A 23,773-nucleotide genomic window follows, 5' to 3' on the forward strand; every position below is an offset into this window, starting at 1 on the left:
GACGATTACCTGGTCAAGCCGGTGGCCATCGAAGAACTGATGGCGCGCATCCGCGCCGTATCGCGCCGCCCGACCGAAATGGTCACGCCGGTGCTGCAGCTGGGGCGACTGCGTTTTGATTTCGAATCGCTGCAGGCGCAGGTGGAGGGGCAGGCGCTGGCGCTGCCGCGCCGCCAGCTGCTGGTACTGCAGGCGCTGGCCCTGCGCCAGGGGCGCACGGTGACCCGCAGCGGGCTGGAAGAAGCGGTGTACGGCTTCGACGACGACATCCAGTCCAACGCCCTGGATGCGCATATTTCAAAGCTGCGCAAAGCGCTGCAGCAGGCCGGCGCGGGCGTGGAAATCCACGTCATCCGCGGGGTCGGCTACCTGTTGGCCGAGGCATGAAAATGAACACCGATATCCGATCCATTTCACTGGGACTGGCCTGGCGTGTCTGCCTGGCCCAGGTGTTCACCGTGTTGATCGCGGTGATGGCGCTGATCCTGACCTGGGGCGACCAGGAATCGGTGCACATGGACATGTTCACCGCCGACGACGTGGTGGCGGCGCTGCATGGCGACGGCACCGCCATCCGGCTGGATCGCAAGCGCTGGGATGCACTGAATGCGAAGGCCGGCGGCAACCTGTGGTTCGTCGCGGTGGACGAACGTGGCAACACCTTGTCCGAAGGGGCCGTGCCGGAGGTCCATCGGGAACTGCTGTCGCGGTTGGAGCGCGTCGGCTACAGCGAACTGGGATCACTGACCCCGCCGTACCTGGATGCGGCGCGCATCGTGATCAGCAACCAGGACGGCAGGCGGGTGACGGCGATGGTCGGCGGCCAGCCCAAGCACGGGCTGTGGGAAGGCGCGTTGATGGTGCTGCGGCTGATCGGCCCATGGTTCTTCCTGCCGTTGATCGTGGTGACCCTGCTGGTCATGCCGCTGGTGATCCACCGCGCGATGCGCGGGGTGAGGCAACTGGCGCGCGAGGCGCGACTGCTGGACATCGGCAAGGCCGGCGCGCGGCTGGACACGCAGCTGGTCAGCAGCGAGATCGCCCCGCTGGTCAGTGCCTTCAACGATGCCATCGGCAAGGTGCAGCAGGGCTATGCGGCGCGCGACAAGTTCCTGGCCGACGCCGCGCACGAGTTGCGCGTCCCGATCGCGGTGGTGCAGGCGCGCCTGTCACAGTTGCCGCAGGGCGCCTTGAAGGCGCAGTTGTTGAACGACATCGCACGGCTGGGCAACGTCGCCGAACACCTGCTCGACCTGCAGCGCCTGGACCGCAGCGTGGAGAAGCTGCAGCCGCTGGACCTGGCCGCATTGGCGCGCACGGCGGCGGCGGAACTGGCCCCGCTGGTGATCGGGGCCGGATATTCCTTCGAGGTGGATGCGCCGGATGAGCCGGTGTGGATCGTCGGCGATGGCATCGCCCTGGGCCGCGTCATGGCCAACCTGGTGCACAACGCCATCGTGCATGGCGGCGGTCGCGGCACCATCAGCGTCAGACTGGAAGCGAACGGTACGCTGGAGGTCGCCGACCAGGGCGCCGGCGTGCCTGAAAACGACCGCGAGGCGATCTTCGAACCCTTCCATCGACTGCGTGCAGCCGGCAGCGGCAGCGGGCTGGGCCTGCACCTGGTGAAGGAGATCATCCAGCACCACGAAGGCGCGGTGAGCGTGGGCGAAGCGCCGGGCGGTGGTGCCAGTTTCCGGATCGCGTTCAACCGTTCGGTGCGCCGTCCCGGCTGAAGCCCGAGCCTGCAGGGCGTAGAACGCTGATGGCTGCCGTTGCGGCATTCGCCCACGCTGGACGGCATGGGGGGACAGGCCTGCGATCATCTCGTCGTGTCGCCGGGCCTGTGGGGCAAGGCCAGTGCCGCCGCGCTGGTGGTCGGGACCACGGCATGCTGCCAGTTGCCGGTGCTGCCGCCGCCCGCGGCGGCCTGGTCGGGCCTGTTGCTGGGCATCGTCCTGTGGCTGGCCCGCCGGCGGGGGCGCTGGCTGGGCATGCTGCTGGTGGGCTTCAGCTGGGCCGGGCTGCACGGACAATGGGCGTTGCAGGCGCAGCTTCCGCCGCAGGATCCACCGGTCGACCAGGTGCTGCGCGGCAGGGTGATTGACCTGCCCGAGCATCGCCCGTCCTACAGCCGCTTCCTGCTGCGCATCGATGACGACCCGGCACTGCCCGGCGCGCTCCGCGGCCAGCGCGTGCAGGTCTACTGGAGCGCGCCCTTCACACGTGGCGCGCCCACCCACGCCGTCCCGGGAGCGATGACCCAGGGCCAGCGGCACACCGTTGCGGCCGGTTCACGCTGGCAGCTTCCGCTGCGGCTGCGCGCGCCGCGCAGCCGGATCAATCCGGGAGGATTCGACGGCGAGCGCCACGCGCTGATGCTCGGCATCGCCGCCAGCGGCCAGGTCCGCGATGGTGCCGCTGCGGTCCTGCTGGAAGGTCCCAGCGGACTGGCGGCATGGCGCGAACGCATGTCGCAGCGGATCCAGCAGGCGGTACCCGGCGACACCTCGCGGTTCCTGCGCGCGCTGGCGCTGGGCGACACGCGCGAGCTCAGCGACGCGGACTGGGAGCAGCTGCGCGCGCTGGGCCTGACCCACCTCATCGCGATTTCCGGCTTCCATGTGGGCTTGGTGGCAGGCGGTTTCGCGCTGCTGGCCGGCTTGCTGTGGCGCTGCGTCGCGGTACTGCCGCGGTGCCTGCCACGACCAACCGCGGCGGCAGTGGCGGCGGCTGCCGGCGCGGTGGGCTATGCACTGGTCGCCGGACTGGCGCTGCCGACCGTGCGTACCGCGCTGATGATCGTGGTGGTGGCGCTGGCGCGCGCCAGCCGTCGGCGCATGCCGTGGGCGCAGTCGCTTGCGCTGGCGGCCTTCGCGACCCTGCTGGTCGCCCCGCTGTCGGTGCTCGCCGCCGGCTTCTGGCTCAGCTTTGGCGGGGTGCTGTGGCTGATGTGGTGCCTGCCCGGCGGACAGCGTGCCGAAGCCGGGCTCGCCGGGCTGCTCAAGCCGTTCTTCGCCGCGCAGGGCATCGCCAGCCTGGCGCTGTTGCCGCTCGGCATCAGCCTGTTCGGGCAGGCCTCGCGGATCGGCCCGCTGGTGAACCTGCTGGCGGTGCCGTGGTGGAGCCTGGTGGTGGTGCCGTTGGCGTTGTCCGGCACCGCGCTGGAGGCCCTGCATCAAGGGTTGGGAGCGTGGTGCTGGCGACTTGCCGGCGTGGCCTTCGACGTCAGTTGGCGGTGGCTGCAGCCGCTGGCGGCGTGGAGCGGGGCGGTGTGGTGGTTGCCGGAGGCGCCGCGCTGGACCCTGCCGCTGGCCCTGCTGGGGGTGTTCTGGTGGCTGCTGCCGCGCGGCCGCGGCGGGCTGCTGGCGGCCCCGTTGCTGTGCCTGCCGCTGCTGTGGCCGGATCGGCAGCTGCCGACGCCGGGCGAGGTCGAGCTGCTGGTGCTGGACGTGGGGCAGGGAACCGCCGTGGTTGTGCGCACCGCGTCCCGGCTGCTGCTGTATGACCTTGGGCCGCCCGGTGCCGGCACCGATTCCGGCGAGCGCGTGGTGCTGCCCGCGCTGCGTGCACTGGGGGCCGGCGTACCCGACCGCGTGCTGCTCAGCCATGGCGACGCCGACCATGCGGGCGGCCTGCCGGGGCTGCGCCGCGCCTTCCCGCAGGTCCCGGTGTGGGCGCCGGCAGGGTCTGGAGTCGACGGCGCGCAGCCCTGCCATCGCGGCCAGCAGTGGCGCTGGGATGGGGTGGAGTTCGAGATACTGCATCCGGGGCGGGACAGTGCGCAGCGCGGCAACGCCTCCAGCTGCGTGTTGCGGATCGCCACCGCGCGCGGGGCGATCCTGCTCACCGGTGACATCGGCGTCGCCGAAGAAGCCGCACTGCTGCGCTCCAGCCGGCGCGCGCTGAAGGCCGACGCGGTGCTGGTTGGGCACCATGGCAGCGCCGGTTCGTCCAGCGCGCCGTGGGTACAGGCGGTGGGCGCGCGGCTGGCGCTGGTATCGGCCGGGCACCGCAACCGCTTCGGCCATCCGCGCGCCGACGTGGTGCAGCGCTGGGCCGCGTCCGGTGCCGAAGTGCTGGGCACCGCCTCCTCTGGTGCACTGCATGTCTGGCTGGGAGCAAAGGGGCTGCAGGTGCGCGAGCAGCGGGTACATGCAGGTCGCTGGTGGAATGCTGCGGGCCGGGAGCGGGCGGCTGCTATCCTATCGGTGGACAAACAGGCGGCCGCTGGGCCGGAGGGTTGGAAACGTGTGGGAACTGGTCAAGGCCGGCGGTTGGCCGATGGTGCCGCTGCTGCTGCTGGGTGTACTGGCTTTGGCGATCGTCCTGGAGCGTTTCTGGTCCCTGCGCCGCAACGAGGTGCTGCCACCGGGCCTGGGCCAGGATGTGCGCAACTGGGCCGCGCGCGGCAAGCTGGATCCGGCCCACCTGGCGACCCTGCGCGCCAATTCCCCGCTGGGCGCGTTGCTGGCGGCGGCGCTGGACGCGCGCAATCGTCCGCGCGACCAGATCCGTGAGCGCATCGAAGACACCGGGCGCTTCATCGTCCATCGCATGGAACGCTTCCTCAACGCACTGGGCACCATTGCTTCGGCCGGTCCGCTGCTCGGCCTGCTGGGCACCGTGGTCGGCATGATCCAGATGTTCCTGGGCATCCTGGACCACGGCGTGGGCGATGTGAACCAGCTGGCCGGCGGTATCGGCAAGGCGCTGGTCTGCACCGCCACCGGCATGATCGTGGCGATCCCCGCGCTGATGTTCCATCGTTACTTCAAAGGCCGCATCAACGGTTACGTGATCGAAATGGAGCAGGAGGCCAGCGCGCTGCTGGATGCGCTGGATGGACGTCCGGGCGTGATGGCCACGCCGCCGCGTCCGGCTGCCCCGGCTGCCGCCAACCCCGGCAGCGCCGCCCCGGCCAAGGCCTGACGGATGCGTATCCGCAACGACCGCGCCGGCGATGAGCCGCATATCGACCTGGTGCCGCTGATCGACGTGATCCTGGTGCTGATCATCTTCTTCGTGGTCACCACCACCTTCGATGCGCGCTCCACCCTGCAGGTGCAGCTGCCGCACGCCAGCCAGCAGGCCAACAGCGAACCACCGCGGGCGCTGAGCATCCTGGTCAACGCCGACGGCCGTTACTTCGTCAACGACCAGGAAGTGCTGCGCACCGACGTGGAGTCGGTCAAGCAGACCATCGCCGCGGTGGCCGGTGAAGACCGCACCCAGTCGGTGCTGCTGCGTGCCGATGCGCGCACTCCCTACCAGGCCGTGGTCACCGCCCAGGATGCACTGGGCCAGCTCGGCTTCCGCCGGATTTCCATCGCGACCGCTCCCGAGGTGCGTCAATGAGTTCCAAACACGCGCCCGTCTGGCCGATCTATAAACGCCTGCTTGGCTACACCCGCGCCTACTGGGTGTTCATGGTGGCCGCCGTCGTGGCGATGGCCGTCGAAGCCCTGGCCGGCTACGCCTTCACCCGGTTGATGGAACCGCTGGTCAACCGCGGTTTCGTCAACCCGGAACCGCGCATGGCGGTGATCCTGCCGCTGACCATCCTGGGCCTGTTCCTGATGCGCAGCCTGGCCACCCTGGTCAGCGACTACACGCTGGCGCGCACCGGCCGCAGCGTGGTCCGCGATCTGCGCGAACAGGTGCTGGAAAAGTACCTGCACCTGCCGTCCTCGCACTTCGACACCGAAGCCACGCCGGTGATGGTCAGCCGCCTGAACTTCGACACCGAACAGGTCACCCAGGCCAGCGCCGATGCGCTGAAGACGCTGGTGGCCGACACCCTGACCATCATCGCGATGCTGGTGGTGATGCTGCAGATGAGCGTAAAGGTCACCATGGCGATGCTGGTGGTGGTGCCGATGATCGGCCTGATCGTGTCCTACGTGGGCAAGCGCTACCGGCGCATCAGCCGCGGCATCCAGGACGGCATGGGCACCATGGCCGCCACCGCCGAACAATCGCTGTCCGCGCAGCAGGAAGTGAAGGTGCACGGCACCCAGCGGCATGAGATCGACCGTTATTCGCGGCTGGCCAACCGCATGCTGGGCCTGAACATGAAGGTCGAGACCACCCGCGCCTTCGCCTCCAGCACGGTGCAGTTCCTGGCCGCGCTGGCACTGGCGGTGATCGTCTGGGTCGCCACCCGCGAAGCGCTGGTCGGCAAGCTCAACGCCGGCCAGTTCATGGGCCTGATGACCTCGATGATGGCGATCATCCCGTCGCTGCGCCGGCTGACCAGCGTGCAGACCTCGATCTCGCGCGGCGTGGCCGCCGCCGAGCGGCTGTTCTCCATCCTGGACATGCCGGTGGAGCGTGACCAGGGCAGCAAGCGCATCGAACGCGCACGCGGTGAATTGGCATTCGAGCACGTGATGCTGCGTTACCGCGAAGACGCCGGCACCGCGCTGGACGACATCAGCTTCGTCGCACGCCCCGGCACCGTGACTGCGGTGGTGGGACGCTCGGGCAGTGGCAAGACCAGCCTGATCCGGCTGGTGCCGCGCTTCTACGAGCCCAGCGGCGGACGCATCACCCTGGATGGCGTGGCACTGGACGATTACCCGCTGGCCGACCTGCGCCGCCAGGTGGCGATGGTGGGGCAGAAGGTGATGCTGTTCGACGACACCATCGGCTCGAACATCGCCTACGGCATGCAGGCCAGCCAGGAGCAGATCCGCGCGGCGGCCGAAGCGGCCAATGCCTGGGAGTTCATCGCGCGCCTGCCACAGCAGCTGGACACCCCGGTCGGCGAGAACGGTGCGCTGCTGTCCGGCGGCCAGCGCCAGCGCCTGGCGATTGCCCGCGCCATCCTGCGCGATGCGCCGATCCTGATCCTGGACGAAGCCACCGCCGCGCTGGACAACGAATCCGAACGGCTGGTGCAGGATGCCCTGCAGCGGCTGATGCCCGAGCGCACCACGCTGGTCATCGCGCACCGGTTGTCCACCATCGAACACGCCGACCAGGTGCTGGTGATGGACCAGGGCCGCATCGTCGAGCGCGGCACCCACGCCGAACTGCTTCAGATGGGCGGGCTGTACGAGCACCTGTACAACATGCAGTTCCGCGAAAGGCAGGCCTGATGTCCGGCAAGGGTACCCAGACACCAGCCTACTGGTACGACGGCTCTGCGGTGCCGTTCGGCATGCGCCTGCTCAGTCCGCTGTATGCAGCGGTGTCCGGCCTGCGCCGGCGCCTGTACCGGCGCGGCTGGCTGAAGCGGCACGCGCTGCCGGTACCGGTGATCGTGGTCGGCAACATCACCGCCGGTGGCACCGGCAAGACCCCGCTGACCATCGCGCTGGTGCAGCAGTTGCGCGCCGCCGGCTGGAAGCCGGGGGTGGCCAGCCGCGGCTACGGCCGCGAGCAGTCCGACAGCGGCCGCTGGGTGGACGCCGATACGCCGACCGCGCTGGGCGGCGACGAGCCGGTCCTGATCGCGTGGAAGACCGGTGCGCCGGTGCGCGTGGATGCCGACCGCGTGGCGGCCGGCAAGGTGTTGGTCGAAGCCGGCTGCGATGTGATCGTCTGCGATGACGGCCTTCAGCACTACCGCCTGGCGCGCGATATCGAAATCGAAGTCATCGACGCCCAGCGGCGCTATGGCAACGGCCGGCTGCTGCCGGCCGGCCCGCTGCGCGAGCCGGTGGCGCGCGCGGGCGAATGTGATTTCCGCGTGGTCAACCAGGGCGCCGCCAGCTCGGAAAACGCGGCGGTGGCCTGTGGGTTCGGGCAATGGCCGATGCGCCTGCGCATCGACAGTGCGCAGCCGCTGGTCGGCGGACGCCTGCGCGCGCTTTCGCACTTTGCCGGGCAGCGCGTGCATGCCGTGGCCGGCATCGCCCACCCGCAGCGCTTCTTCGACATGCTGCGCGCCGAACGCATCGGCGTGGTGCCGCATGCCTTCGCCGACCACCACGCCTACCAGCCGCAGGACCTGCGCTTTGGCAGCGAGCTGCCGATCCTGATGACCGAAAAGGACGCGGTGAAGTGCCGCGCCTTCGCCAACGACTGGCACTTCGCCATTCCCCTGCAGGCCGATCTGCCCGCTGCCTTCTGGGTGGCATTGACCGACCGCCTTGAGAAGCTGCGCGCGCGCTGAACCGCCTGCGCGCGTGGCCTGTAACCGGAGAGCCCCATGACCGAGTTCGTCGTCGCCATTCCTGCCCGCTACGCCGCTTCGCGCCTGCCCGGCAAACCGCTGCGCCTGCTGGGCGGGGAACCGCTGGTGCTGCACGTGGCGCGCCGCGCGCTGCAGGCCGGCGCGCGCGAAGTGTGGGTGGCCACCGATGATGCGCGCATCGCACAGGCGCTGGAGGGATTGCAGGACGTGCAGGTGGCGATGACCGATCCGGCCCACCCCTCCGGCACCGACCGGCTGGCCGAATGTGCCCGCCACGCGGGCTGGGCCGATGACACGGTGGTGGTCAACCTGCAGGGTGACGAGCCGTTCGCACCGGCCGCCGGCATCCGTGCGGTGGCCGACGCGCTGGCCAGCGGCCGCGCCCCGATGTCCACGCTGTGCACGCCGGTCGAAGATGCGGCCACGCTGTTCGATCCCAACGTGGTCAAGCTGGTGCGCAACGCGCGCGGTGAGGCCATGTATTTCAGCCGGGCGCCGATCGCCTGGCACCGCGATGGCTTCGCGCGCAGCCGCGACGTATTGCCGGACGGGATCCAGTGGCTGCGCCACATCGGCATCTATGGCTACCGCGCCAGGTTCCTGCAGCAGTTCGCCGCGATGCCGCCGGGCAGCCTGGAACAGGTGGAAAACCTGGAGCAGCTGCGGGTGCTGGAGGCCGGGTTCCCGATCAGCGCCGCGCTCTCGCCGGCGCCGTTCCCGCCGGGCATCGACACCCCCGAAGACCTGCACCGGGCCGAACAGTTGCTGGCCAGCGGCCAGGCCTGAGCGGGTGCATAAAAAAACCGCGTGGCACAACGATTGCATGACGCGCGGTCCGGCATAATCAGGGCATGAATGCCCAACCCGTCCAGGACCTCCCCGAGTTCGCCACGTGGCTGAACGCCGCGCCCGCCACCCTGAGCGAGCTGCGCGGGCAACCGCTGGCCCTGCTGTTCGTCAACGCCGCATCGGCGTGGTGCGCGCAGCGCCTGGCCGAAGTGGCGAACTGGCAGTCGCGCCATCCCGGGCGGCTGCAGGTGCTGGTGCTGCAGGTGCCGCGCTTTGACTTCGAGCGCGAAGAAGCGGCCAGCCTGAAGCTGTTGCGGCGGCAGGGACTGCATTCGATCGCGCTGCTGGACAGCGACTGGGACGGCTGGCGGCGCTTCGGGGTCACTGCCTGGCCGACCATCGTGCTGATGGATGTGTATGGCCGCGAAAGCAGCCGGCTGGTCGGCCTGGGCCAGCCGGGCGAGCTGGACCGCGCGCTCAACGAACTTTGCGGCAGCGGGCAGCCGTCGGCATTCGAGCCGCTGCGCGAGCTGCACCCGGAGCCGCGCCTGCCGCTGTGTTTCCCCACCGGGCTGGCGGTCACCACCGAACGGCTGTACATCGCCGACAGCGGCCACCACCGCGTGCTGGAGTGCACGCACGGCGGGCGCGTGCTGCGCCAGTTCGGGCAGGGCACGCCGGATTTCATGGACGGCGGCGCGCAGGAAGCGGCCTTCAACCGGCCGCAGGCGCTGGTGGTGGAACGCGAATCGCTGTACGTGGCCGACACCGGCAACCACGCCCTGCGTCGCATCAACATCATCACCGGCCAGGTCGACACGCTGTGTGGCAATGGCCGGCCGGGCGAACCGCTGGAAGGCCAGGTCAACGACCCGCGCAGCGTGGCGCTGAACCATCCCACCGGGCTGGCCCTGGCGGACAATGAACTCCACGTGGCGATGGCCGGTGACAACCGTATCTGGAGCTATCACCTGGGCCAGCGACGCCTCACCCGGCGCGCCGGCAGCGGTGCCATCGACCAGCGCGACGGCAGTGGCAACGTGGCTGCGTTCGCCCAGCCGACCGGGCTGGCGGTAGTGCAGCAGGCGCTGTACGTGGCCGATGCGCTGGCCTCTTCGATCCGTTGCGTGCAGCTGCGCGGCGACCTGGTGCAGACGCTGATCGGGCAGGGCGTGTGGAACCACGGCAGCGAGGACGGTCCACGTGACCGCGCCAGCCTGCAGTTCCCGCAGGCCATCGCGCTGAGCCCGGATGCACCGCTGCTGTGGATCGCCGATGCCGGCAACGGACGCCTGCGCACCCTGCGCCTGGGCGGCGGCGAACTGGTCACCCAGGCACTGCCACGCCGGCTGCATGGGCCGGCCGGACTGGCGGTGGGATCCGGTGCGGTCTGGATCGCAGAGACCGACGCCCACGCCGTGCTGCGTTTTGATCCGGCCAGTGGCGTGCTGAGCGACGTGCCGATCACCGAATGAACGCTGTACCCGCTTTTGATGGCAAGGCGTTCGCCGCCGCGCTGAGCACCGCGCCCGGTGTCTACCGGATGTACGCCGCCGATGACGTGCTGCTGTACGTCGGCAAGGCGCGGGCGCTGCGCAACCGCGTCGGCAGCTATTTCAACGGCAGCCCGAAGAACGCGCGGATCATGTCCATGCTGTCGCAGATCGTGCGCATGGACGTCACCGTGACGCGCTCGGAGAGCGAAGCGCTGCTGCTGGAAAACCAGCTGATCAAATCGCTGTCGCCGCGTTACAACGTGTCCCTGCGCGACGACAAGACCTATCCGCACGTGCTGTTGACCCGCGAACAGTGGCCGCGCATCGCGCTGCACCGCGGGCCGCGCGCCGTGCCGGGCCGCTACTTCGGGCCGTACCCCGGGGTCACTGCGGTGCGCGAAACGCTTAACCTGATGCACAAGCTGTTCAAGCTGCGCAGCTGCGAGGACAGCGTGTTCAAGAACCGCTCGCGGCCGTGCCTGCAGTACCAGATCGGCCGTTGCAGTGCGCCCTGCGTGGAGCTGGTGGCGGCCGAGGACTACGCCGAATCAGTGCGCCGCGCGTCGATGTTCCTGGAAGGCAAGAGTGACGAGCTGACCCGCGAGCTGGGCGAGCAGATGCAGGCGGCCAGCGAGTCACTCGAATTCGAGCAGGCCGCGCGCCTGCGCGACCTGGTCAAATCGTTGCGCAGCATGCAGACCCGCCAGTACGTGGACGGCCGCGCCGCCGACCTGGACGTGCTGGCGGTGGCCACCCGTGGCGCGCAGGCCTGCGTGATGCTGCTGGCCTTCCGTGATGGCCGCAACATGGGCACGCGCCCGTTCTTCCCGCGCACCAATGGCGAAGACAGCCCGGAAGAAGTGCTGGGCGCGTTCGTATCGCAGTACTACGTGGAATTCGAGCCGCCGCGCGAGATCCTGCTGGATCGCGAAATCCCGGATGCGGCGCTGCTGGAAGCGGCTTTCTCCGCGTCTTCGGAGCGCCGCGTACAGTTGAAGTGGAACGTGCGTGGCGAGCGCGCGGGCTATCTGGAACTGGCCAGCCGCAATGCCCAGCTGACCTTGGCCACCGAGCTCAACAGCCGCGATTCGCAGCATGCGCGCAGCGAAGCGGTGCGCGAAATGCTGGGCCTGGCCGAGCCGGTCAAACGGGTGGAATGTTTCGACATCAGCCACACCATGGGCGAGGCGACGGTGGCCTCGTGCGTGGTGTTCGACGCGGCCGGGCCGGTGAAGGCGCAGTACCGCCGTTTCAACATCAGCGGCATCGAACCCGGCGATGACTACGCCGCCATGCGCCAGGCGATCGATCGCCGCTTCCGCCGCGCGGTGGAAGAGCAGGGCGTGCTGCCGGATGTGCTGCTGATCGACGGTGGCGCCGGGCAGCTGGCGCAGGCACAGGCCGCGCTGGCCGACCTGGGCGTGGAAGGCGTGCTGCTGGTCGGCGTGGCCAAGGGCGCCGAACGCCGCGCCGGGCATGAAGCGCTGGTGCTGCCGGACGGCCGCGAACTGCGTCCCGGCGCCGCTTCGCCGGCGCTGCAGTTCATCCAGCAGGTGCGCGACGAGGCGCATCGGTTCGCCATCACCGGCCATCGCGGGCGCCGACAGAAGGCCCGCATGACCAGCAAGCTGGAAGACATCGCCGGCATCGGGCCGCGCCGGCGGGCCAGCCTGCTCAAGCATTTCGGCGGACTGGTCGGCCTGAAGGCGGCCGGTGAGGCAGAAATCGCCAAGGTGGAAGGCATCAATGCTGCCCTGGCCGCACGTATCTACGCTAACCTTCATGGACTGCCCGAGCCGAATGCGGCAGGCGAGTAGAGATTACTGATGACGCTGACCCTCCCCACCTGGCTGACCCTGCTGCGGATCCTGATGATCCCGGTGCTGGTGCTGGTGTTCTATCTTCCCTATACATGGACCAACTTCGCCTCCGCGGCGCTGTTCGGCCTGGCGGCGATCACCGATTGGCTGGATGGCTGGATCGCGCGGCGCTACCAGCTGGAATCAGCGTTCGGCGCGTTCCTGGATCCGGTGGCCGACAAACTGATGGTGGCCGTGGCGCTGTTCCTGATCGTGCAGGGCCATCCCACGCCGTGGATGGCATTCTGGGCGGCGGTGATCGTTGGCCGCGAAATCGCCGTTTCGGCACTGCGCGAATGGATGGCCGAACTGGGCCAGCGGGCGAAAGTACGGGTGGCGGTGATCGGCAAGGTGAAGACCACCGCGCAGATGGTCGCGCTGCTGTGCCTGTTGTATTCGGTGGCGCCGAATACGCCGGTGGAGGACATCTGGATGGGCCCGCCGGTGTTCCACATGGGCGACTGGACGCTGGCGATCGCCGCGATCCTGACCCTGTGGTCGGGCCTGCAGTACCTGCATGCGGCCTGGCCGAGCCTGCGCGCCGATGAACGCGCGGCACGCGAACGCGCGCGCCTGAAGAAGGGCGGCTGAAAGCTGTTGACACCGATGTGAAGACAGGTAAAATGCCGCCTCCCAAGCGGGAATAGCTCAGTTGGTAGAGCGCAACCTTGCCAAGGTTGAGGTCGCGAGTTCGAGTCTCGTTTCCCGCTCCAGATTCTGAAAAGAGGCCGAAAGGCCTCTTTTTTTGTGCCGGTAAGGTGGCAGGGGCGCGACGCCGTCTCTTGACACCTGCGACAGGCCGTGTAGAATTCCGCCTCCCAAGCGGGAATAGCTCAGTTGGTAGAGCGCAACCTTGCCAAGGTTGAGGTCGCGAGTTCGAGTCTCGTTTCCCGCTCCAGGTTTTGAAGAAGAGGCCCACGCGGTCTCTTTTTTTTGCCTGTATTCGAAGGTGCGCTAGGTGCGTGATTGCTGCGATCGGAGAGCTGAACAGGCTTGACGAGATGAAGGAATTTCGACACAATATCGCTTCTTCGGCGCAGGTCGAAGAGATTGCGGGAATAGCTCAGTTGGTAGAGCGCAACCTTGCCAAGGTTGAGGTCGCGAGTTCGAGTCTCGTTTCCCGCTCCAGTTTTACCGGGCCCCGGAAGGGGCTTTGTTTTTCTCCCGCACCGGCCGTGCGGGGCGATGCCGGCAGACGCTGGCGGCGCAGCGGAAAAGCGGTGTTTCAAAGCGTGAAAACGCTGGTGTGGTTCCGGGTCTTCCGGTAGCATGTCGGCCTCACGCGGGAATAGCTCAGTTGGTAGAGCGCAACCTTGCCAAGGTTGAGGTCGCGAGTTCGAGTCTCGTTTCCCGCTCCAAATCCTGACAGGCCCCGACAGGGGTTTCGTCTTACCAGGACATCGCATTCCTGGTAGCTGTACACCGGCCTGGTGGCAGAGTGGTTATGCAGCGGCCTGCAAAGCCGCGTACGCCGGTTCAATTCCGACCCAGGCCTCCAGACAAAGCCCTGATTTATCAGGGCTTTTTTTATGTCTGGCGTTTGGCAGGCAGGTCCGCAATCCCCTGATTTGGGGTCGAAATCATCGGGTTGCCACGCGTTTTCGAGTGGCAAACTCGCGTTAGCATGTGCCGAGTGCGTGTACGCGAGTTGAGGTGAGCGATGGCAACGAAGAGGCAGCGGGGCAATACGTGGCACTACACGGTGCGCAGGACGAAGCTCCTGCCGCAGCCGATCTACCTCAGCTTCGAATCCGAAGCAGAGGGCGATGAGTACGTTCGTCGCCTGGAGGCGCTGCTCGATCGCGGCATCGTGCCGGAGGAGTTAGCCAACACCAAGGCAGCGGCGAAGGATCTTCGCGCCCAGGTCAGCGAGTACCGCAGCGTCCAGCATGTGTCCGTCGACGACAACAAACTGCTGCCGGTGGTGCTCGCCAGGCTGCCGATCGGCATCACCTTGCCCGAGCTGACATTTACCTGGGCGACGGCATGGGTTTCCTCCATGAAGCGCGATCAGAATCTCGCGCCATCCACGATCCGGCACCACGTCGGAGCGCTCTCGCGTGCGCTCGATTGGCTCGCTGCCCACGGAGCGGTGCCGTTGAATCCGCTGCGGCTGCTGCCGCGCGGCTACTCGACCTATACGCCTGACGACGTGATTGCGGTTTCCAAGATCGAGGGCGCGATCAAGGCGGATGTGGAGCGTGACCGGCGGCTGGAGCCGGGGGAGGAGGATCGGATCCGCGCCATTCTGGCTGGCGCTAAACCGGAAGGCCGGCAGCGCCCGCTCGAGCTGCGCCACTCGGAGGCCCTGACCCTGCTGTTTGATATGGCACTGGAGTCGGCCATGCGCATGCGGGAGATGTACACGCTGGAGCGCAGCCAGATTGACCTGGAGCGGCGAACGATTTTCCTGAGCAAGACCAAGAACGGCAGCAAGCGTCAGGTGCCCATGTCGTCGGTGCTGGTGGCGAAGCTCACCGCCTACGGTGGCGGATCCGAACTGCGCCAGTTCCCCTGGTGGGATGGCAACCCGGATAAGAAGGCCTTGGCGAAGATCACGTCACAGCTGTCGCGCCAGTTTGACCGCATCTTTCAGGCCGCTGGGTGCAACGACCTCAACTTCCACGACATGCGTCACGAAGCCACAAGCCGGTTGTACGAAAGGACGACGCTGAGCGACCTGAAGATTGCCAGCATCACCGGCCATCGGGACCCGAGGCAGCTCAAGCGCTACGCCAACTTGCGCGCATCCACGCTGGCTGACCACCTTTGGTGATCAGCCCTTGACCTCGTACGCGGCGAGGTCAGGCGGTGAGATCCGCCGGGCCTTCGCCGGCCTGGCGCGCTGGGGCGCCGGCTGCTCGCTATTGGCGGCCGGCCGTTTGCCGATCGCTGCCTTCCGTTCCGCAGCCTGGCGCCGGCCCTCTGCGCGCAGGAACTCGATCAGGTCCTCGCGCAGCATGACCGTGTGCTTCTGGTTGAGCCGAACGGCGGGCACCGTGCCTTCTTCCACCAAGGCCTTCATGGCTTCTAGGCCCAGCCTAAGCACCCTGGCGGCGTCCTCCAGGCCCAGTGTGTCGTCCTGTTCTTGAGCAAGTTCGCGACGCTGGCTCACGCTGCACTCCTTTCGCAGAGGCCGAGGTCAGACGTGCAGCCGCCGCCAGACTGCGCCTGGAAGAACAGGTCGAACTGCCTGCCGCCTCGGGCAGTGCGGCTCCATTCGACCAGCGTGTCTATCCGCGAGTAGCTGCCCGGGCGGTCGATATCGGTGGAGTCGGTGACTGCCGGGAAGAAGGTCGCGCTCCGACGTTTATTGGCCGATGCGACGATCTCCTCCCACTGGCGGATCCGCTCGATGTGGTCAGGAAACAGGTCCGCGATGTTGCGCAGCTCGCTCTTCCGGCAGTTGATGCAGGGCATGCAGCCGACTCGGCCCATTCCCAGGGCGTAGAGCGGGTTCGGGGCGATGCCATGCTTCCGGTGCTGGGCCCAGACCTGCTCCACTGACCAGTCGAAGATCGGGCGCCATACCATCGACCCCGATTCGTGCCGGTTGAAGCGCGGCTGCTTGGAGCGGTTTGCTGACTCTTCTGCGCGGATGCCCAGCCACTGCAGCACCGGGCCAGCCTTCAGCATTGGCCCCACAACCTGCAGCGTGATGGGGAGGGTCTTCAGTTCTTCGGTGCAGAACTGCGCCATTCGGGACGGGAACCGACCCTTGCTGATGCACAGGTCCAAGAAGGGATTGCCAGTCGGTTCGTGGAGCGCTGCGGCCTGCTGCACGATGGAGTCTGCAATACCCTGCTGCGGCCACTTTTCCAAGATGTAGGTGCGGTGCTGGGCCAGCTGGCGGCTAAAGTCGGCACGCACGGTTTCGACAACCGGCCCGCCCGTGAGATGCGGCAGTTCGGCGATGAAGTCATAGACTCGCTGATCTTCATTGCCGGTATCGGCGAACACGGCCCGGAACGGGCGCCCGCTCTCGATCGCGCGCAGGTAAACCGCGGTGCTGTCCTTCCCGCCAGAGACGTTGACCAGGTGCTGGATGCTGACGGCGTTCATGGCAGAATCGGCTCCAACAGGGACAGGGAGGTAAGGCGATGGCGATATGCCCGCTCGCAGTGGATTGGGGAAACGTGGCCGACTGGACTGCAGTGGTCGTCGGGCTTGGTGCGGCTATTGCAACCACTGTGGTTGCTGTCTTTGCTCATCGAACTTCGAAGCGAGCCACAGAAATCGCGGATGAGGCTACGAAGATCGCTGCACAGCAGCATCAGGAAACCGTTGCGCTTCGGCATGGGACAGCCGGAATCTTGCGCAGCCTGCTGTCGGTGGAGATTTCGCTTCTGCCTCCGAAGCTCGGCGCTGTGTTGCACACGATGAGGAAGGCCAATGTAGGTGGCCCAGGTTTGATTGCTGATCGTCGAGACCTGACGTGGGTACTCACTGAATTTCAGGCATCCCTGATGCCGACGGCAGAGAGCGCCCAGGACAAGCTGCACAACTTCGAGGGAGAGATCGGCAAGGACATAGCTGACCTTATCGGTCAAGGAAGGGCGATCGCTGACCTCTGCCGCCGTTTCCACGGTCGCATCCCTTGGGGGGGAGACTATCCGGAGATTATTCTGGACCAAGCCGCCAAAGACATGTTCGTTGCTATACGGCGCGCGGTTAAAGAAATGCTGAAGGCAAGCTTGAACGTGACTCCCTTCTTTGTGGAGCCTACGAATTCTTACCGGCAAATATTTGACGAGCTCCAGAAATTTTCTGAGGAGAATGATTGAAACTCGGCTCACGTCGCCACCCCCATAGCTGCCAGATCGATCTCGTCCACCTTGTCCCGCAGGAACTTGCGCGCGCGGCGCAGGATCGCGGCAGCCGTGCGCGCGTCGTCGTGGACGAAGAAGCTGACGACGTGCATGTGCACCGCGCGGCGATGATCCTGGCGGTAAGGGCGGTAGCTGATGACCGAGCCATCCTCGGTCGGGAAGCGGCCCCACGCGAAGCCGAGCGTGGCCTTCGGTGCGCGGCGGGTGGCGTGGCGACCGATCATGCGCCTTCTCCCACCGGGCGCCAGTGCGTCGGCTGGTAGTAGACGTACATGCTCATGTCCGGGAACCACCATATCCGACGGCACCCGGGATCCCGCTGCGTCTGGATCAGTTTCTGCTCATTGCGGCACCCGTCGACGTCGTCAATCTTCGTCATGACGACCTGGTCCAGAGGGGCGCTGGAGATGGTTTTCCAGGTGCTCATGCTGCTGCTCCTTCGTATACCCAGCGGCGCACGGTTCCGAACGGAACACCAAGCGCAGCGCTGAGCTGGTTGACGGTGTGGCCACTGGCCCGCATGCAGCGGGCGCGGCGCGGCGCTTCGTGGCGGTCGGCCAATGCAGGACGTGCTGCTGGCGCGGTACCGGAATTCCCTGCAGGCGTGCCATGTTCTGGACCGCGCGCGGCGTCCGGCCCAGCGCAGCAGCGACGGTGATCGCGTCGCTGCCGACCATCTGGCGCAGGGCCTGAACCTCGGTTGTGCGCCAGAGGCTCATCAGGCTGCCTTCGGGTAGCTGTGGGACACGTCGAGCAAGCGCGCGGACACGGTGCTTGCTTCAGGCCTTCGCTGGCACCCCCGCCGCCGGCGAACAGGTCGACCACGACTTCGACGGGGCGCGGGCGCGACCGCTGTGGCGCTGGGAAGTTGAAGGAGCGGGAGCCGTCAGCCATTAGAACTCCTCCATGGCAAACAAACGCGGAAATTGACCACCGGCACCGATCTCGATGGCGAGCTGCTCGCGGAAGGTGCGTGTCGTTCCCGTCAGCCGATAGCTCTCGTCAGTGGCAGCAAACCTGAGCGCATCGAGGTCTTCCTCGGCCAACTCCGCGGCGTTGGCTGTGTCGTCGTCGTCCAGGTCGTACTCTTCTTGGACAGCCTTCACCACCGACGCGAGATCAGTGCCCATCCACCATTCCGAATCGGTGATGCTGAAAATCTTGATTGTTGTGGTGTCAGTCATTCTTCGGATCCTGGTTGAGTGGCCTTGCACTGGGCGGCCAGCGCTTCAAGTCGCTCGGCCTCGCGGAGGTAGTGGTCGTGCCGGTCCTGGCGAACCGGCTGGGTGAACTGGGCGTCTTTCAAGGCGGTCTCGGCTGAAGCGCGATAGAGCACCGCCATGCGTCCCGGGTCGTTCTGGAAGATGTCGAGCTGCTTCGGCATGGACACGTTTTCTGATGAATTACCGGCGCGTGGAACCCGGACGGCGCGGGGCTCGGATGGACCGAGCGGGCACAAGTCAGTGGTGGCGATAGCGCTTCTGCTGCGCTGCCCGCCGGCGGTCGTCCGTTCGCCTACGCATCTCGCCCTTGAACGCCGGCCAGTTCTTGCGGGTTTCCGCGTAGGTTCGCCAGGCGAAGAACAGCAGGGCAGCGAGGAAGAGCAGGGTGAAGCTGTGAGCGCTTGTCCAGATTGCGCGGAGCAGCAGCGCCAGCAGAAATGCCGTGGTGCCGGCGCAGTAGAGGGGGACAGTGAGATGGCTCATGCCTTGGCGCTCCGTGACATGCGGCTGTCATTGCCCTGACGACGGTTCAGTACCGACTTGAAGGGCGTGTTGCCGAGGACCTCTACCTTGCCGCCGGCTCGGCGGAACGCGTCGAGCTGGTCGGCGATTGCGGCACGCGCGTCGTCCTTGTGTCGGATCGTCGTGCTGCTGTCGGACGGGCGGGCAGACGGTGCCGGGGGCGCGCGCCGCGGACGGTTGAACGCCGCCGCTGTAGCAGCCATTCGTGCCATCTCGGCCCGCGTCTTTGGCGTCAGGTGCCAGACGATGCTGTTCGGGCCCATCGTCATGGTCACCTGGTCGCTCTTGCGCATGGCAACGAGCGAGGTTCCGATCGCGCTGAGCTTGTCGGACAGGTCGGCCGCAGCCTTGATCTCTACGGTGGTGGCGCCGGTCGGGATCGCGAACAGCACGTCGCGGATCTTCGCTGCGCGGCCGTAGCGTTGGATCTTTGCGGTCATCGCGCGGCCTCGTTGTTCAGGGCACGCATAGCGGCGCCGAAATGCATCGACTCACTGCCGGCACGCACCTGAGCGTCGGGGTTGCTTGTAAGCACCAGGGCGCCTTCGCGCGGATATGGGCGCGTGCTGGAGGCAGCACCCAATCTCCCCCTCGTCGAAACGACCGTTTAAGAGACAGGGCGGAGGCCAGATGCCGGCAAGCATCTGACCTCCGCCGCAACACAGGTGAACTCAGCACCTGGCATTAGCCGAAGCCCTGCCGCTCTCGCGAGAGCGGGGCGATTGTCGGCCACCCCTATCGCAAATACTGAGAACCGATGACCAAGCCGATTATTTCGTGGCCCGGCGGCAAGCGCCGCCTGCTGAAACACCTCTATCCACACTTCCCTGCGCACGACAGCTATATCGAGGCGTTCGCCGGCGGCGCCGCCGCTTTGCTGATGCGGCCGCACCCGGCCAAGATGGAAGTCCTCAACGACATCAACGGTGACCTGGTCAACCTGTACCGCTGCGTGCGCCACCACCTGGACGAGTTCATCCGCATGTTTCGCTGGTCGCTGGTGTCGCGGCAGATGTTCGAATGGGCGCAGCTGGAGCGGTCTGAAACCTTGACCGATATCCAGCGGGCGGCACGCTTCTACTACCTGCAGAAGCTTGCGTTCGGTGGCAAGGTCCACGGGCAGTCGTTCGGCTTGGTGGCAAGCGGCGGTCCGCGCCTGAACTTGCTCCGGATCGAGGAAGAACTCAGCGCGGTCCACATACGCCTGGCGAGCGTGGTCATCGAGCATCTGCCGTGGCAGGAGTGCATCCGTCGCTATGATCGCCCGGGCGCGCTGTTCTACTTGGATCCGCCGTACTGGCAGACCGAAGGGTATGGCGTCCCCTTCGGGATGGAGCAGTACGAAGAGATGGCGGAGCTGATGCGCGGGATGAAGGGCAGGGCGGTGCTATCTATCAATGACCACACGGACATCCGGCAGGTGTTCGCTGGCCTGCCCTTGGTGCCGGTGCAGTTGGAGTACACGATGGCCAGGCAGCAGACTGGGAAAAAATTCGGAGAGCTAATCATCAAGTCTTGGGTGGACGACCAAGTGCCACTTTGGGAATAGCTCTATCCGCTTCTTGCCGGCTTAGCTGATCTGTGGTCTGCATGCACCATCACGCATGGACCTCGCCTTAGATCGGGACGATAATGTGGAAAAACGGGGGGTGCGTAGTTCGATGAAAATTCTTAAGAAGGACGCTTATGTGGTTGCGGCTGCCCCGGCCTTCGTTTTTCTAAGTGTCTATTTTTACGAATGGGGAAGGTTTAGTTTTTATAAGGTGCCGCCACTTTTCCTCAGTCTTCCGACGACGCGAGTCTTGGTGGCTGGCGTCGCAATAGCCGTCTTTTTCATTACGATGTTTAGCTTCTTGCGTGGAATTATTCTTAGAATGCGGGGCGCTGGGAAGCTTTCATCTGTTCTCTCTGCTTTTTTGGCGACCTATCTTTTGTTCGGTTTCCCTCTGGCGCTGATATCCGTAAGCTATAAAGCATTGCTGTCAACCTTTGTACTCCCTGTTGTACTCGTGGTGCTAGGAGAGCTCGGCGCGCTCTTCGACAGGATTCACGTCAAGTCTGCTAATAAGGGTGCTGCTGCGCCGACTGAAGATTCTGCTGTTGCCGAAGATCCGCTCGCAGAGCCCGGCGGTGTGGCATTTCTTTCCCTCTACGGCTTGTTCTTAATATTCTGCTTCGGCAATGGGCAAGAGCGGATGATCAGGGGGAATGTCTGCCTTGGTGAGAGAATAGTTGTCGCAACTTACGGTGATCAGCTTATTCTAAAAGGGTTCAACAAAGTTAGTGGTGAGATTGATGAATCTGTCCACTTCCACCCTCTGGCGGCGACTGAGGTCAAAGCGTGCCGCCCGTCTATTGTCGGAGGCGGCGGTTATCACGGGTTGCCTTAGTAAAAGGCATCGGCGGCCAACGCTGCTGAATCCGAAAAATAAGCAGATCTTTCAAGCTGGTCTTGGGCCAAGTCGGGCAGGCGTACTGGTCAAGCTCGATTATCCCGGTCTGGATCAATTATCAGCGCGTCGGCTTTACCATAAGCGTTTGCCCTGATGGCGATGCCATGCACTCGCCTATGGCGTATAGTCTAGCGGGGGGGTAATATTTCTGAACAGAGGACCATGTGATGCCGATTCGTGCCATCGCGTACACGAGCGATGCGCTCCCCGGCTTCGACCTTGTCGCCGCAGGTGAGCTCGCCCACACAGCGGCCGCCTTCAACATGCACGCCGGGGTAACTGGCCTGCTTCTGTTTGATGGGGCGCGGTTCCTCCAGTACCTCGAGGGACCTGAAGACGGCATCGCCGTGGTGTTCAGCCGCATCCTCAATTCCCAGCGGCACACCAACCTGGTCGAGCTGGGCCGGGCGTCGGCTGGATGCCGCTTCTTCCCCTACTGGTCAATGCGGATGTTGCCGGCCGCGCCCGAAGAACTTCGGGAAGCTATCAGCAAAGACTGGAGCAGCTTCGTGGTGCGGCAGACGGCTGAATCGGGCGCCCGCAGTTTCGGCGTGGAGTACCTCGCCAAGGTGGCAGCACCGCACCAACCGGTGATTGGCTGAAGCGTTAAACCTTGTATCGGGCGATGAGACTGGGCCGGCCTATGATCCCGCCTCATGGACGCCGACACCCAGACCCTGACCCCCATGCCTGACGGCTTCTACTGGAAGCCCCGGTGCCACCTCGACACGCTGCCGACGGGGCTGTTCCTACATGGCGAGATTGTGGCCAGCATGCAAAAAAGGGTCGACGGGACGTGGCTGGCCAGGCTGAGCCCCGAAGAAGGGGTACATGCGCCCCTGCTGCTCCGGCGCTGCAGCTCGTTCGATGCGGGTCGGCGCGGGTGCGAGATGTGGGCCATGCGCCATGAGCAGCAGCTGCGCCGGAAGGTGGCGAAAAAGCTGCAGTGGATCCAAGACCACGTGGTTCTGAGAGGGCGAGGAAAACAGTTGGACCCTGGCAACGTGCTGGGGCCGGCGGCGTCTCGTTAATGGGTCTTGCAGCTGGGCAGGAACCGTACAGCCGAGAGCGGCTGCGATGCGTTGCATGAGATGCAAGCGATGGTGATGCTCCCTCCCGCCGTGCTCCGTTCGACCTGCCGCTGCCCGCAGCCGGTGCAGTAGAGAGAGAAGGCCAGAATTCCATTTGCGGCAACTTCGGACGTATCGACGGCTTCTACGCAGAAAAATGGGGACGGGCTCATCTGGTGTCAGGCATGCCAAGGGTGAGATTTTCTACCAAGCTCACCGTGAAGCCGGCGCAGTCGGCTGTGCAGGCTCGTCACCACTGTTTCTCCGCGCAGCGCCATCGATGTGGTCCGATAGACCGGCCAGTGCTTGCTGGAACGCCGCATCAAAGAGCGGGGCGCCGTTCGCGGCGGCCCCATGGATGTCGGCAAGCTCTGGCAACACATGCGACCACAACTCTGCCAGGGCCGCCGGAGCGGGGTTGGCGGCGACGACAGCGTGCAGGCCGTACTCCAACGCCTTGATGTACCCACGCGCTGCCTGGAGTTCTAGCTCGCATGATTCGAGGCGGGCAATGAGGTAATCCAAATCGTGGCTCACAGGCGTGCCTTGCGGTGGAGGTGACCGGCGAGGATACCTCCAGTTAGCAAGTGAGGCTCCAGAAAACTCAAGCCCACGTCCTTGCTACGCAACGATCCAGACTGAGTAAATCCGGAATTGCTATCAGCGTAAGCTAATGATTTTACTACACAATATTTGGGACTTTTAATCTACTGCTCGCTCCGGCGAGGGCGGTCACCTAGTTTTCTTTCTGGATTGATTGCACTCTGGGAATTTCGCATATTTCTTGGCTGGTGATGCAGTAAGTAATATCCCGTATGTCCCCAATGTCTAACTTGCATGGACCCTTTGCTTCGGTCTTGAATACAATCCGATATTCCCTTTGATAAGAGAAATGGTCGAATTTCCTGAAAGGTGCCATTCTTCCTTCATAGGTTTCCTCTTCTACGTATTTGACTGGGTCGGGGAACACCTCCCAGTTTTGTTTTGCTGCAGCAATGCGCACTCTGCTAAGAAACTCACGAAGGTCACGAATGATGATCGCGCAACTGCCGAATTGCTCATTACGTCGGTCAAACTCAACATCCGGGTCGCCACTAAGCATGTAAATGCACAGAATGTTTAAATTGTCGAATCGCTCATCATGGGTTCTAACAGGTCCTCGTACGGGCAAAGGCACCCAGGACCCTCGGTATAAAACTGATACTTCGTTGACCTGATGCGCACTTACGACCCCTTCATCACCATCCCCCCTTAGTTGATCGCCCTCAAGTTTCTTGAAATAGGTCAGGGCGTTCAGGTAGAGCTCTCCTCTGAGAAAGTCATCCCTGTACTGTTCATGGAGAATCTTAATGGGGAGAAATTTGTCTTTCATATTTCGGCTCAATATTC

The 23,773-nt window shown here is 65.3% G+C and carries 26 protein-coding genes, 5 tRNA genes and 1 pseudogene; 22 read left to right on the forward strand and 10 right to left on the reverse strand.

All coding sequences use genetic code 11. The annotated features are described in order from the left end of the window. From ABB28_RS08790 to ABB28_RS08870, 17 genes and pseudogenes are all read left to right on the forward strand, one after another. Nucleotides 1–387: winged helix-turn-helix domain-containing protein (locus ABB28_RS08790; protein WP_161809861.1), on the forward strand; the 387-nt coding region annotated here is incomplete at its 5' end. Nucleotides 388–389: 2 nt separating this feature from the next. Next, on the forward strand, nt 390–1,736 hold the full coding sequence (locus ABB28_RS08795) for a sensor histidine kinase (RefSeq protein ID WP_057508271.1): 1,347 nt from the start codon (nt 390–392) through the stop codon (nt 1,734–1,736). 66 nt (nt 1,737–1,802) lie between these two features. After that, nucleotides 1,803–4,244, forward strand: a pseudogene (locus ABB28_RS08800) (DNA internalization-related competence protein ComEC/Rec2); the annotation flags it as partial. Between the two features lie 7 nt (nt 4,245–4,251). Beyond that, on the forward strand, nt 4,252–4,932 hold the full coding sequence (locus ABB28_RS18370; protein WP_057508272.1) for a MotA/TolQ/ExbB proton channel family protein: 681 nt from the start codon (nt 4,252–4,254) through the stop codon (nt 4,930–4,932). 3 nt (nt 4,933–4,935) lie between these two features. After that, nucleotides 4,936–5,358, forward strand: a complete 423-nt coding sequence (locus ABB28_RS08810) for an ExbD/TolR family protein (protein WP_042614192.1) — start codon at nt 4,936–4,938, stop codon at nt 5,356–5,358. After that, entirely contained in the window at nt 5,355–7,103 is a 1,749-nt protein-coding gene (gene msbA / locus ABB28_RS08815; protein WP_057508273.1) for a lipid A export permease/ATP-binding protein MsbA, read from the forward strand. Before ABB28_RS08810 ends, msbA begins: the two co-directional genes overlap by 4 nt. Beyond that, complete coding sequence (gene lpxK, locus ABB28_RS08820; protein WP_057508274.1) at nt 7,103–8,122, forward strand: tetraacyldisaccharide 4'-kinase; 1,020 nt, start codon at nt 7,103–7,105, stop codon at nt 8,120–8,122. The genes msbA and lpxK overlap by 1 nt, the downstream gene beginning before the upstream one ends. Nucleotides 8,123–8,158: 36 nt before the next feature. Then, a complete protein-coding gene (kdsB, locus tag ABB28_RS08825; protein WP_057508275.1) occupies nt 8,159–8,929 on the forward strand; it encodes a 3-deoxy-manno-octulosonate cytidylyltransferase in 771 nt (256 codons plus the stop codon). A gap of 65 nt (nt 8,930–8,994) precedes the next feature. Next, nucleotides 8,995–10,407, forward strand: a complete 1,413-nt coding sequence (locus tag ABB28_RS08830) for a hypothetical protein (RefSeq protein WP_057508276.1) — start codon at nt 8,995–8,997, stop codon at nt 10,405–10,407. Next, a complete protein-coding gene (uvrC, locus tag ABB28_RS08835) occupies nt 10,404–12,245 on the forward strand; it encodes an excinuclease ABC subunit UvrC (RefSeq protein WP_057508277.1) in 1,842 nt (613 codons plus the stop codon). The genes ABB28_RS08830 and uvrC overlap by 4 nt, the downstream gene beginning before the upstream one ends. Nucleotides 12,246–12,254: 9 nt before the next feature. Continuing rightward, nucleotides 12,255–12,878: a CDP-diacylglycerol--glycerol-3-phosphate 3-phosphatidyltransferase gene (gene pgsA, locus ABB28_RS08840; protein WP_057508278.1), complete on the forward strand. Its 624-nt coding sequence runs from the start codon at nt 12,255–12,257 to the stop codon at nt 12,876–12,878. A gap of 46 nt (nt 12,879–12,924) precedes the next feature. After that, nucleotides 12,925–13,000: transfer RNA gene (locus ABB28_RS08845), tRNA-Gly, on the forward strand. 109 nt (nt 13,001–13,109) lie between these two features. Next, a tRNA-Gly gene (locus tag ABB28_RS08850) sits at nt 13,110–13,185 on the forward strand. A 154-nt stretch (nt 13,186–13,339) separates the two neighbouring features. Next, nucleotides 13,340–13,415 (forward strand) — tRNA-Gly (locus ABB28_RS08855). A 154-nt stretch (nt 13,416–13,569) separates the two neighbouring features. Further along, nucleotides 13,570–13,645 (forward strand) — tRNA-Gly (locus ABB28_RS08860). 66 nt (nt 13,646–13,711) lie between these two features. Continuing rightward, a tRNA-Cys gene (locus ABB28_RS08865) sits at nt 13,712–13,785 on the forward strand. Nucleotides 13,786–13,947: 162 nt separating this feature from the next. Further along, nucleotides 13,948–15,063, forward strand: coding sequence for a site-specific integrase (locus ABB28_RS08870; RefSeq protein WP_057508279.1), 1,116 nt, complete (start codon nt 13,948–13,950; stop codon nt 15,061–15,063). Here ABB28_RS08870 and ABB28_RS08875 read toward each other — a convergent pair whose 3' ends face one another. Both ABB28_RS08875 and ABB28_RS08880 read right to left on the reverse strand, forming a co-directional pair. Then, nucleotides 15,064–15,402, reverse strand: a complete 339-nt coding sequence (locus ABB28_RS08875) for a hypothetical protein (RefSeq protein WP_057508280.1) — start codon at nt 15,400–15,402, stop codon at nt 15,064–15,066. Continuing rightward, complete coding sequence (locus ABB28_RS08880; protein WP_057508281.1) at nt 15,399–16,349, reverse strand: phosphoadenosine phosphosulfate reductase domain-containing protein; 951 nt, start codon at nt 16,347–16,349, stop codon at nt 15,399–15,401. Before ABB28_RS08880 ends, ABB28_RS08875 begins: the two co-directional genes overlap by 4 nt. 74 nt (nt 16,350–16,423) lie before the next feature. Between ABB28_RS08880 and ABB28_RS08885 the strand changes: the two genes are divergently transcribed. After that, nucleotides 16,424–17,071: a hypothetical protein gene (locus ABB28_RS08885; protein ID WP_152983430.1), complete on the forward strand. Its 648-nt coding sequence runs from the start codon at nt 16,424–16,426 to the stop codon at nt 17,069–17,071. Between the two features lie 8 nt (nt 17,072–17,079). Here ABB28_RS08885 and ABB28_RS08890 read toward each other — a convergent pair whose 3' ends face one another. The 6 genes from ABB28_RS08890 to ABB28_RS18195 all read right to left on the reverse strand — a co-directional run bounded on the left by ABB28_RS08890 (nt 17,080) and on the right by ABB28_RS18195 (nt 19,301). Then, entirely contained in the window at nt 17,080–17,340 is a 261-nt protein-coding gene (locus ABB28_RS08890; protein ID WP_197974241.1) for a hypothetical protein, read from the reverse strand. Next, on the reverse strand, nt 17,337–17,543 hold the full coding sequence (locus ABB28_RS08895; RefSeq protein ID WP_057508283.1) for a hypothetical protein: 207 nt from the start codon (nt 17,541–17,543) through the stop codon (nt 17,337–17,339). The genes ABB28_RS08890 and ABB28_RS08895 overlap by 4 nt, the downstream gene beginning before the upstream one ends. A gap of 466 nt (nt 17,544–18,009) precedes the next feature. Next, complete coding sequence (locus ABB28_RS08900) at nt 18,010–18,300, reverse strand: hypothetical protein (RefSeq protein ID WP_057508284.1); 291 nt, start codon at nt 18,298–18,300, stop codon at nt 18,010–18,012. Next, a complete protein-coding gene (locus tag ABB28_RS08905; protein WP_057508285.1) occupies nt 18,297–18,500 on the reverse strand; it encodes a hypothetical protein in 204 nt (67 codons plus the stop codon). The genes ABB28_RS08900 and ABB28_RS08905 overlap by 4 nt, the downstream gene beginning before the upstream one ends. A 76-nt stretch (nt 18,501–18,576) precedes the next feature. Next, on the reverse strand, nt 18,577–18,822 hold the full coding sequence (locus ABB28_RS08910; RefSeq protein ID WP_057508286.1) for a hypothetical protein: 246 nt from the start codon (nt 18,820–18,822) through the stop codon (nt 18,577–18,579). Continuing rightward, nucleotides 18,819–19,301, reverse strand: coding sequence for a hypothetical protein (locus tag ABB28_RS18195; protein WP_057508287.1), 483 nt, complete (start codon nt 19,299–19,301; stop codon nt 18,819–18,821). The genes ABB28_RS08910 and ABB28_RS18195 overlap by 4 nt, the downstream gene beginning before the upstream one ends. 317 nt (nt 19,302–19,618) lie before the next feature. Between ABB28_RS18195 and ABB28_RS08920 the strand changes: the two genes are divergently transcribed. From ABB28_RS08920 to ABB28_RS08935, 4 genes are all read left to right on the forward strand, one after another. Next, a complete protein-coding gene (locus ABB28_RS08920; protein WP_057508288.1) occupies nt 19,619–20,410 on the forward strand; it encodes a DNA adenine methylase in 792 nt (263 codons plus the stop codon). 55 nt (nt 20,411–20,465) lie between these two features. Then, the gene (locus ABB28_RS08925) at nt 20,466–21,251 is read left to right on the forward strand and encodes a hypothetical protein (protein WP_057508289.1); all 786 of its coding nucleotides are present in this window, start codon (nt 20,466–20,468) and stop codon (nt 21,249–21,251) included. Between the two features lie 230 nt (nt 21,252–21,481). Next, on the forward strand, nt 21,482–21,916 hold the full coding sequence (locus tag ABB28_RS08930; RefSeq protein WP_057508290.1) for a BLUF domain-containing protein: 435 nt from the start codon (nt 21,482–21,484) through the stop codon (nt 21,914–21,916). Nucleotides 21,917–21,970: 54 nt separating this feature from the next. Continuing rightward, the gene (locus ABB28_RS08935; protein WP_057508291.1) at nt 21,971–22,345 is read left to right on the forward strand and encodes a hypothetical protein; all 375 of its coding nucleotides are present in this window, start codon (nt 21,971–21,973) and stop codon (nt 22,343–22,345) included. Between the two features lie 252 nt (nt 22,346–22,597). Here ABB28_RS08935 and ABB28_RS08940 read toward each other — a convergent pair whose 3' ends face one another. Further along, a complete protein-coding gene (locus tag ABB28_RS08940) occupies nt 22,598–22,921 on the reverse strand; it encodes a hypothetical protein (protein ID WP_057508292.1) in 324 nt (107 codons plus the stop codon). 199 nt (nt 22,922–23,120) lie between these two features. Next, a complete protein-coding gene (locus ABB28_RS17995; protein ID WP_152983431.1) occupies nt 23,121–23,756 on the reverse strand; it encodes a hypothetical protein in 636 nt (211 codons plus the stop codon). Between the last annotated feature and the right edge of the window lie 17 nt (nt 23,757–23,773).

It is taken from the genome of Stenotrophomonas chelatiphaga (assembly GCF_001431535.1).
GTDB lineage: Bacteria > Pseudomonadota > Gammaproteobacteria > Xanthomonadales > Xanthomonadaceae > Stenotrophomonas > Stenotrophomonas chelatiphaga.

What these genes read in the sequence shown, in the direction of transcription:
- ABB28_RS08795 (WP_057508271.1), top strand. Translation starts at nt 390, where the DNA reads ATGAACACCGATATCCGATCCATTTCACTGGGACTGGCCTGGCGTGTC.
- ABB28_RS08810 (WP_042614192.1), top strand. Translation starts at nt 4,936, where the DNA reads ATGCGTATCCGCAACGACCGCGCCGGCGATGAGCCGCATATCGACCTG.
- msbA (WP_057508273.1), top strand. Translation starts at nt 5,355, where the DNA reads ATGAGTTCCAAACACGCGCCCGTCTGGCCGATCTATAAACGCCTGCTT.
- lpxK (WP_057508274.1), top strand. Translation starts at nt 7,103, where the DNA reads ATGTCCGGCAAGGGTACCCAGACACCAGCCTACTGGTACGACGGCTCT.
- kdsB (WP_057508275.1), top strand. Translation starts at nt 8,159, where the DNA reads ATGACCGAGTTCGTCGTCGCCATTCCTGCCCGCTACGCCGCTTCGCGC.
- ABB28_RS08830 (WP_057508276.1), top strand. Translation starts at nt 8,995, where the DNA reads ATGAATGCCCAACCCGTCCAGGACCTCCCCGAGTTCGCCACGTGGCTG.
- uvrC (WP_057508277.1), top strand. Translation starts at nt 10,404, where the DNA reads ATGAACGCTGTACCCGCTTTTGATGGCAAGGCGTTCGCCGCCGCGCTG.
- pgsA (WP_057508278.1), top strand. Translation starts at nt 12,255, where the DNA reads ATGACGCTGACCCTCCCCACCTGGCTGACCCTGCTGCGGATCCTGATG.
- ABB28_RS08870 (WP_057508279.1), top strand. Translation starts at nt 13,948, where the DNA reads ATGGCAACGAAGAGGCAGCGGGGCAATACGTGGCACTACACGGTGCGC.
- ABB28_RS08880 (WP_057508281.1), bottom strand. Translation starts at nt 16,349, where the DNA reads ATGAACGCCGTCAGCATCCAGCACCTGGTCAACGTCTCTGGCGGGAAG.
- ABB28_RS08890 (WP_197974241.1), bottom strand. Translation starts at nt 17,340, where the DNA reads ATGATCGGTCGCCACGCCACCCGCCGCGCACCGAAGGCCACGCTCGGC.
- ABB28_RS08895 (WP_057508283.1), bottom strand. Translation starts at nt 17,543, where the DNA reads ATGAGCACCTGGAAAACCATCTCCAGCGCCCCTCTGGACCAGGTCGTC.
- ABB28_RS08900 (WP_057508284.1), bottom strand. Translation starts at nt 18,300, where the DNA reads ATGACTGACACCACAACAATCAAGATTTTCAGCATCACCGATTCGGAA.
- ABB28_RS08905 (WP_057508285.1), bottom strand. Translation starts at nt 18,500, where the DNA reads ATGCCGAAGCAGCTCGACATCTTCCAGAACGACCCGGGACGCATGGCG.
- ABB28_RS08910 (WP_057508286.1), bottom strand. Translation starts at nt 18,822, where the DNA reads ATGAGCCATCTCACTGTCCCCCTCTACTGCGCCGGCACCACGGCATTT.
- ABB28_RS18195 (WP_057508287.1), bottom strand. Translation starts at nt 19,301, where the DNA reads ATGACCGCAAAGATCCAACGCTACGGCCGCGCAGCGAAGATCCGCGAC.
- ABB28_RS08920 (WP_057508288.1), top strand. Translation starts at nt 19,619, where the DNA reads ATGACCAAGCCGATTATTTCGTGGCCCGGCGGCAAGCGCCGCCTGCTG.
- ABB28_RS08925 (WP_057508289.1), top strand. Translation starts at nt 20,466, where the DNA reads ATGGACCTCGCCTTAGATCGGGACGATAATGTGGAAAAACGGGGGGTG.
- ABB28_RS08930 (WP_057508290.1), top strand. Translation starts at nt 21,482, where the DNA reads ATGCCGATTCGTGCCATCGCGTACACGAGCGATGCGCTCCCCGGCTTC.
- ABB28_RS08935 (WP_057508291.1), top strand. Translation starts at nt 21,971, where the DNA reads ATGGACGCCGACACCCAGACCCTGACCCCCATGCCTGACGGCTTCTAC.
- ABB28_RS17995 (WP_152983431.1), bottom strand. Translation starts at nt 23,756, where the DNA reads ATGAAAGACAAATTTCTCCCCATTAAGATTCTCCATGAACAGTACAGG.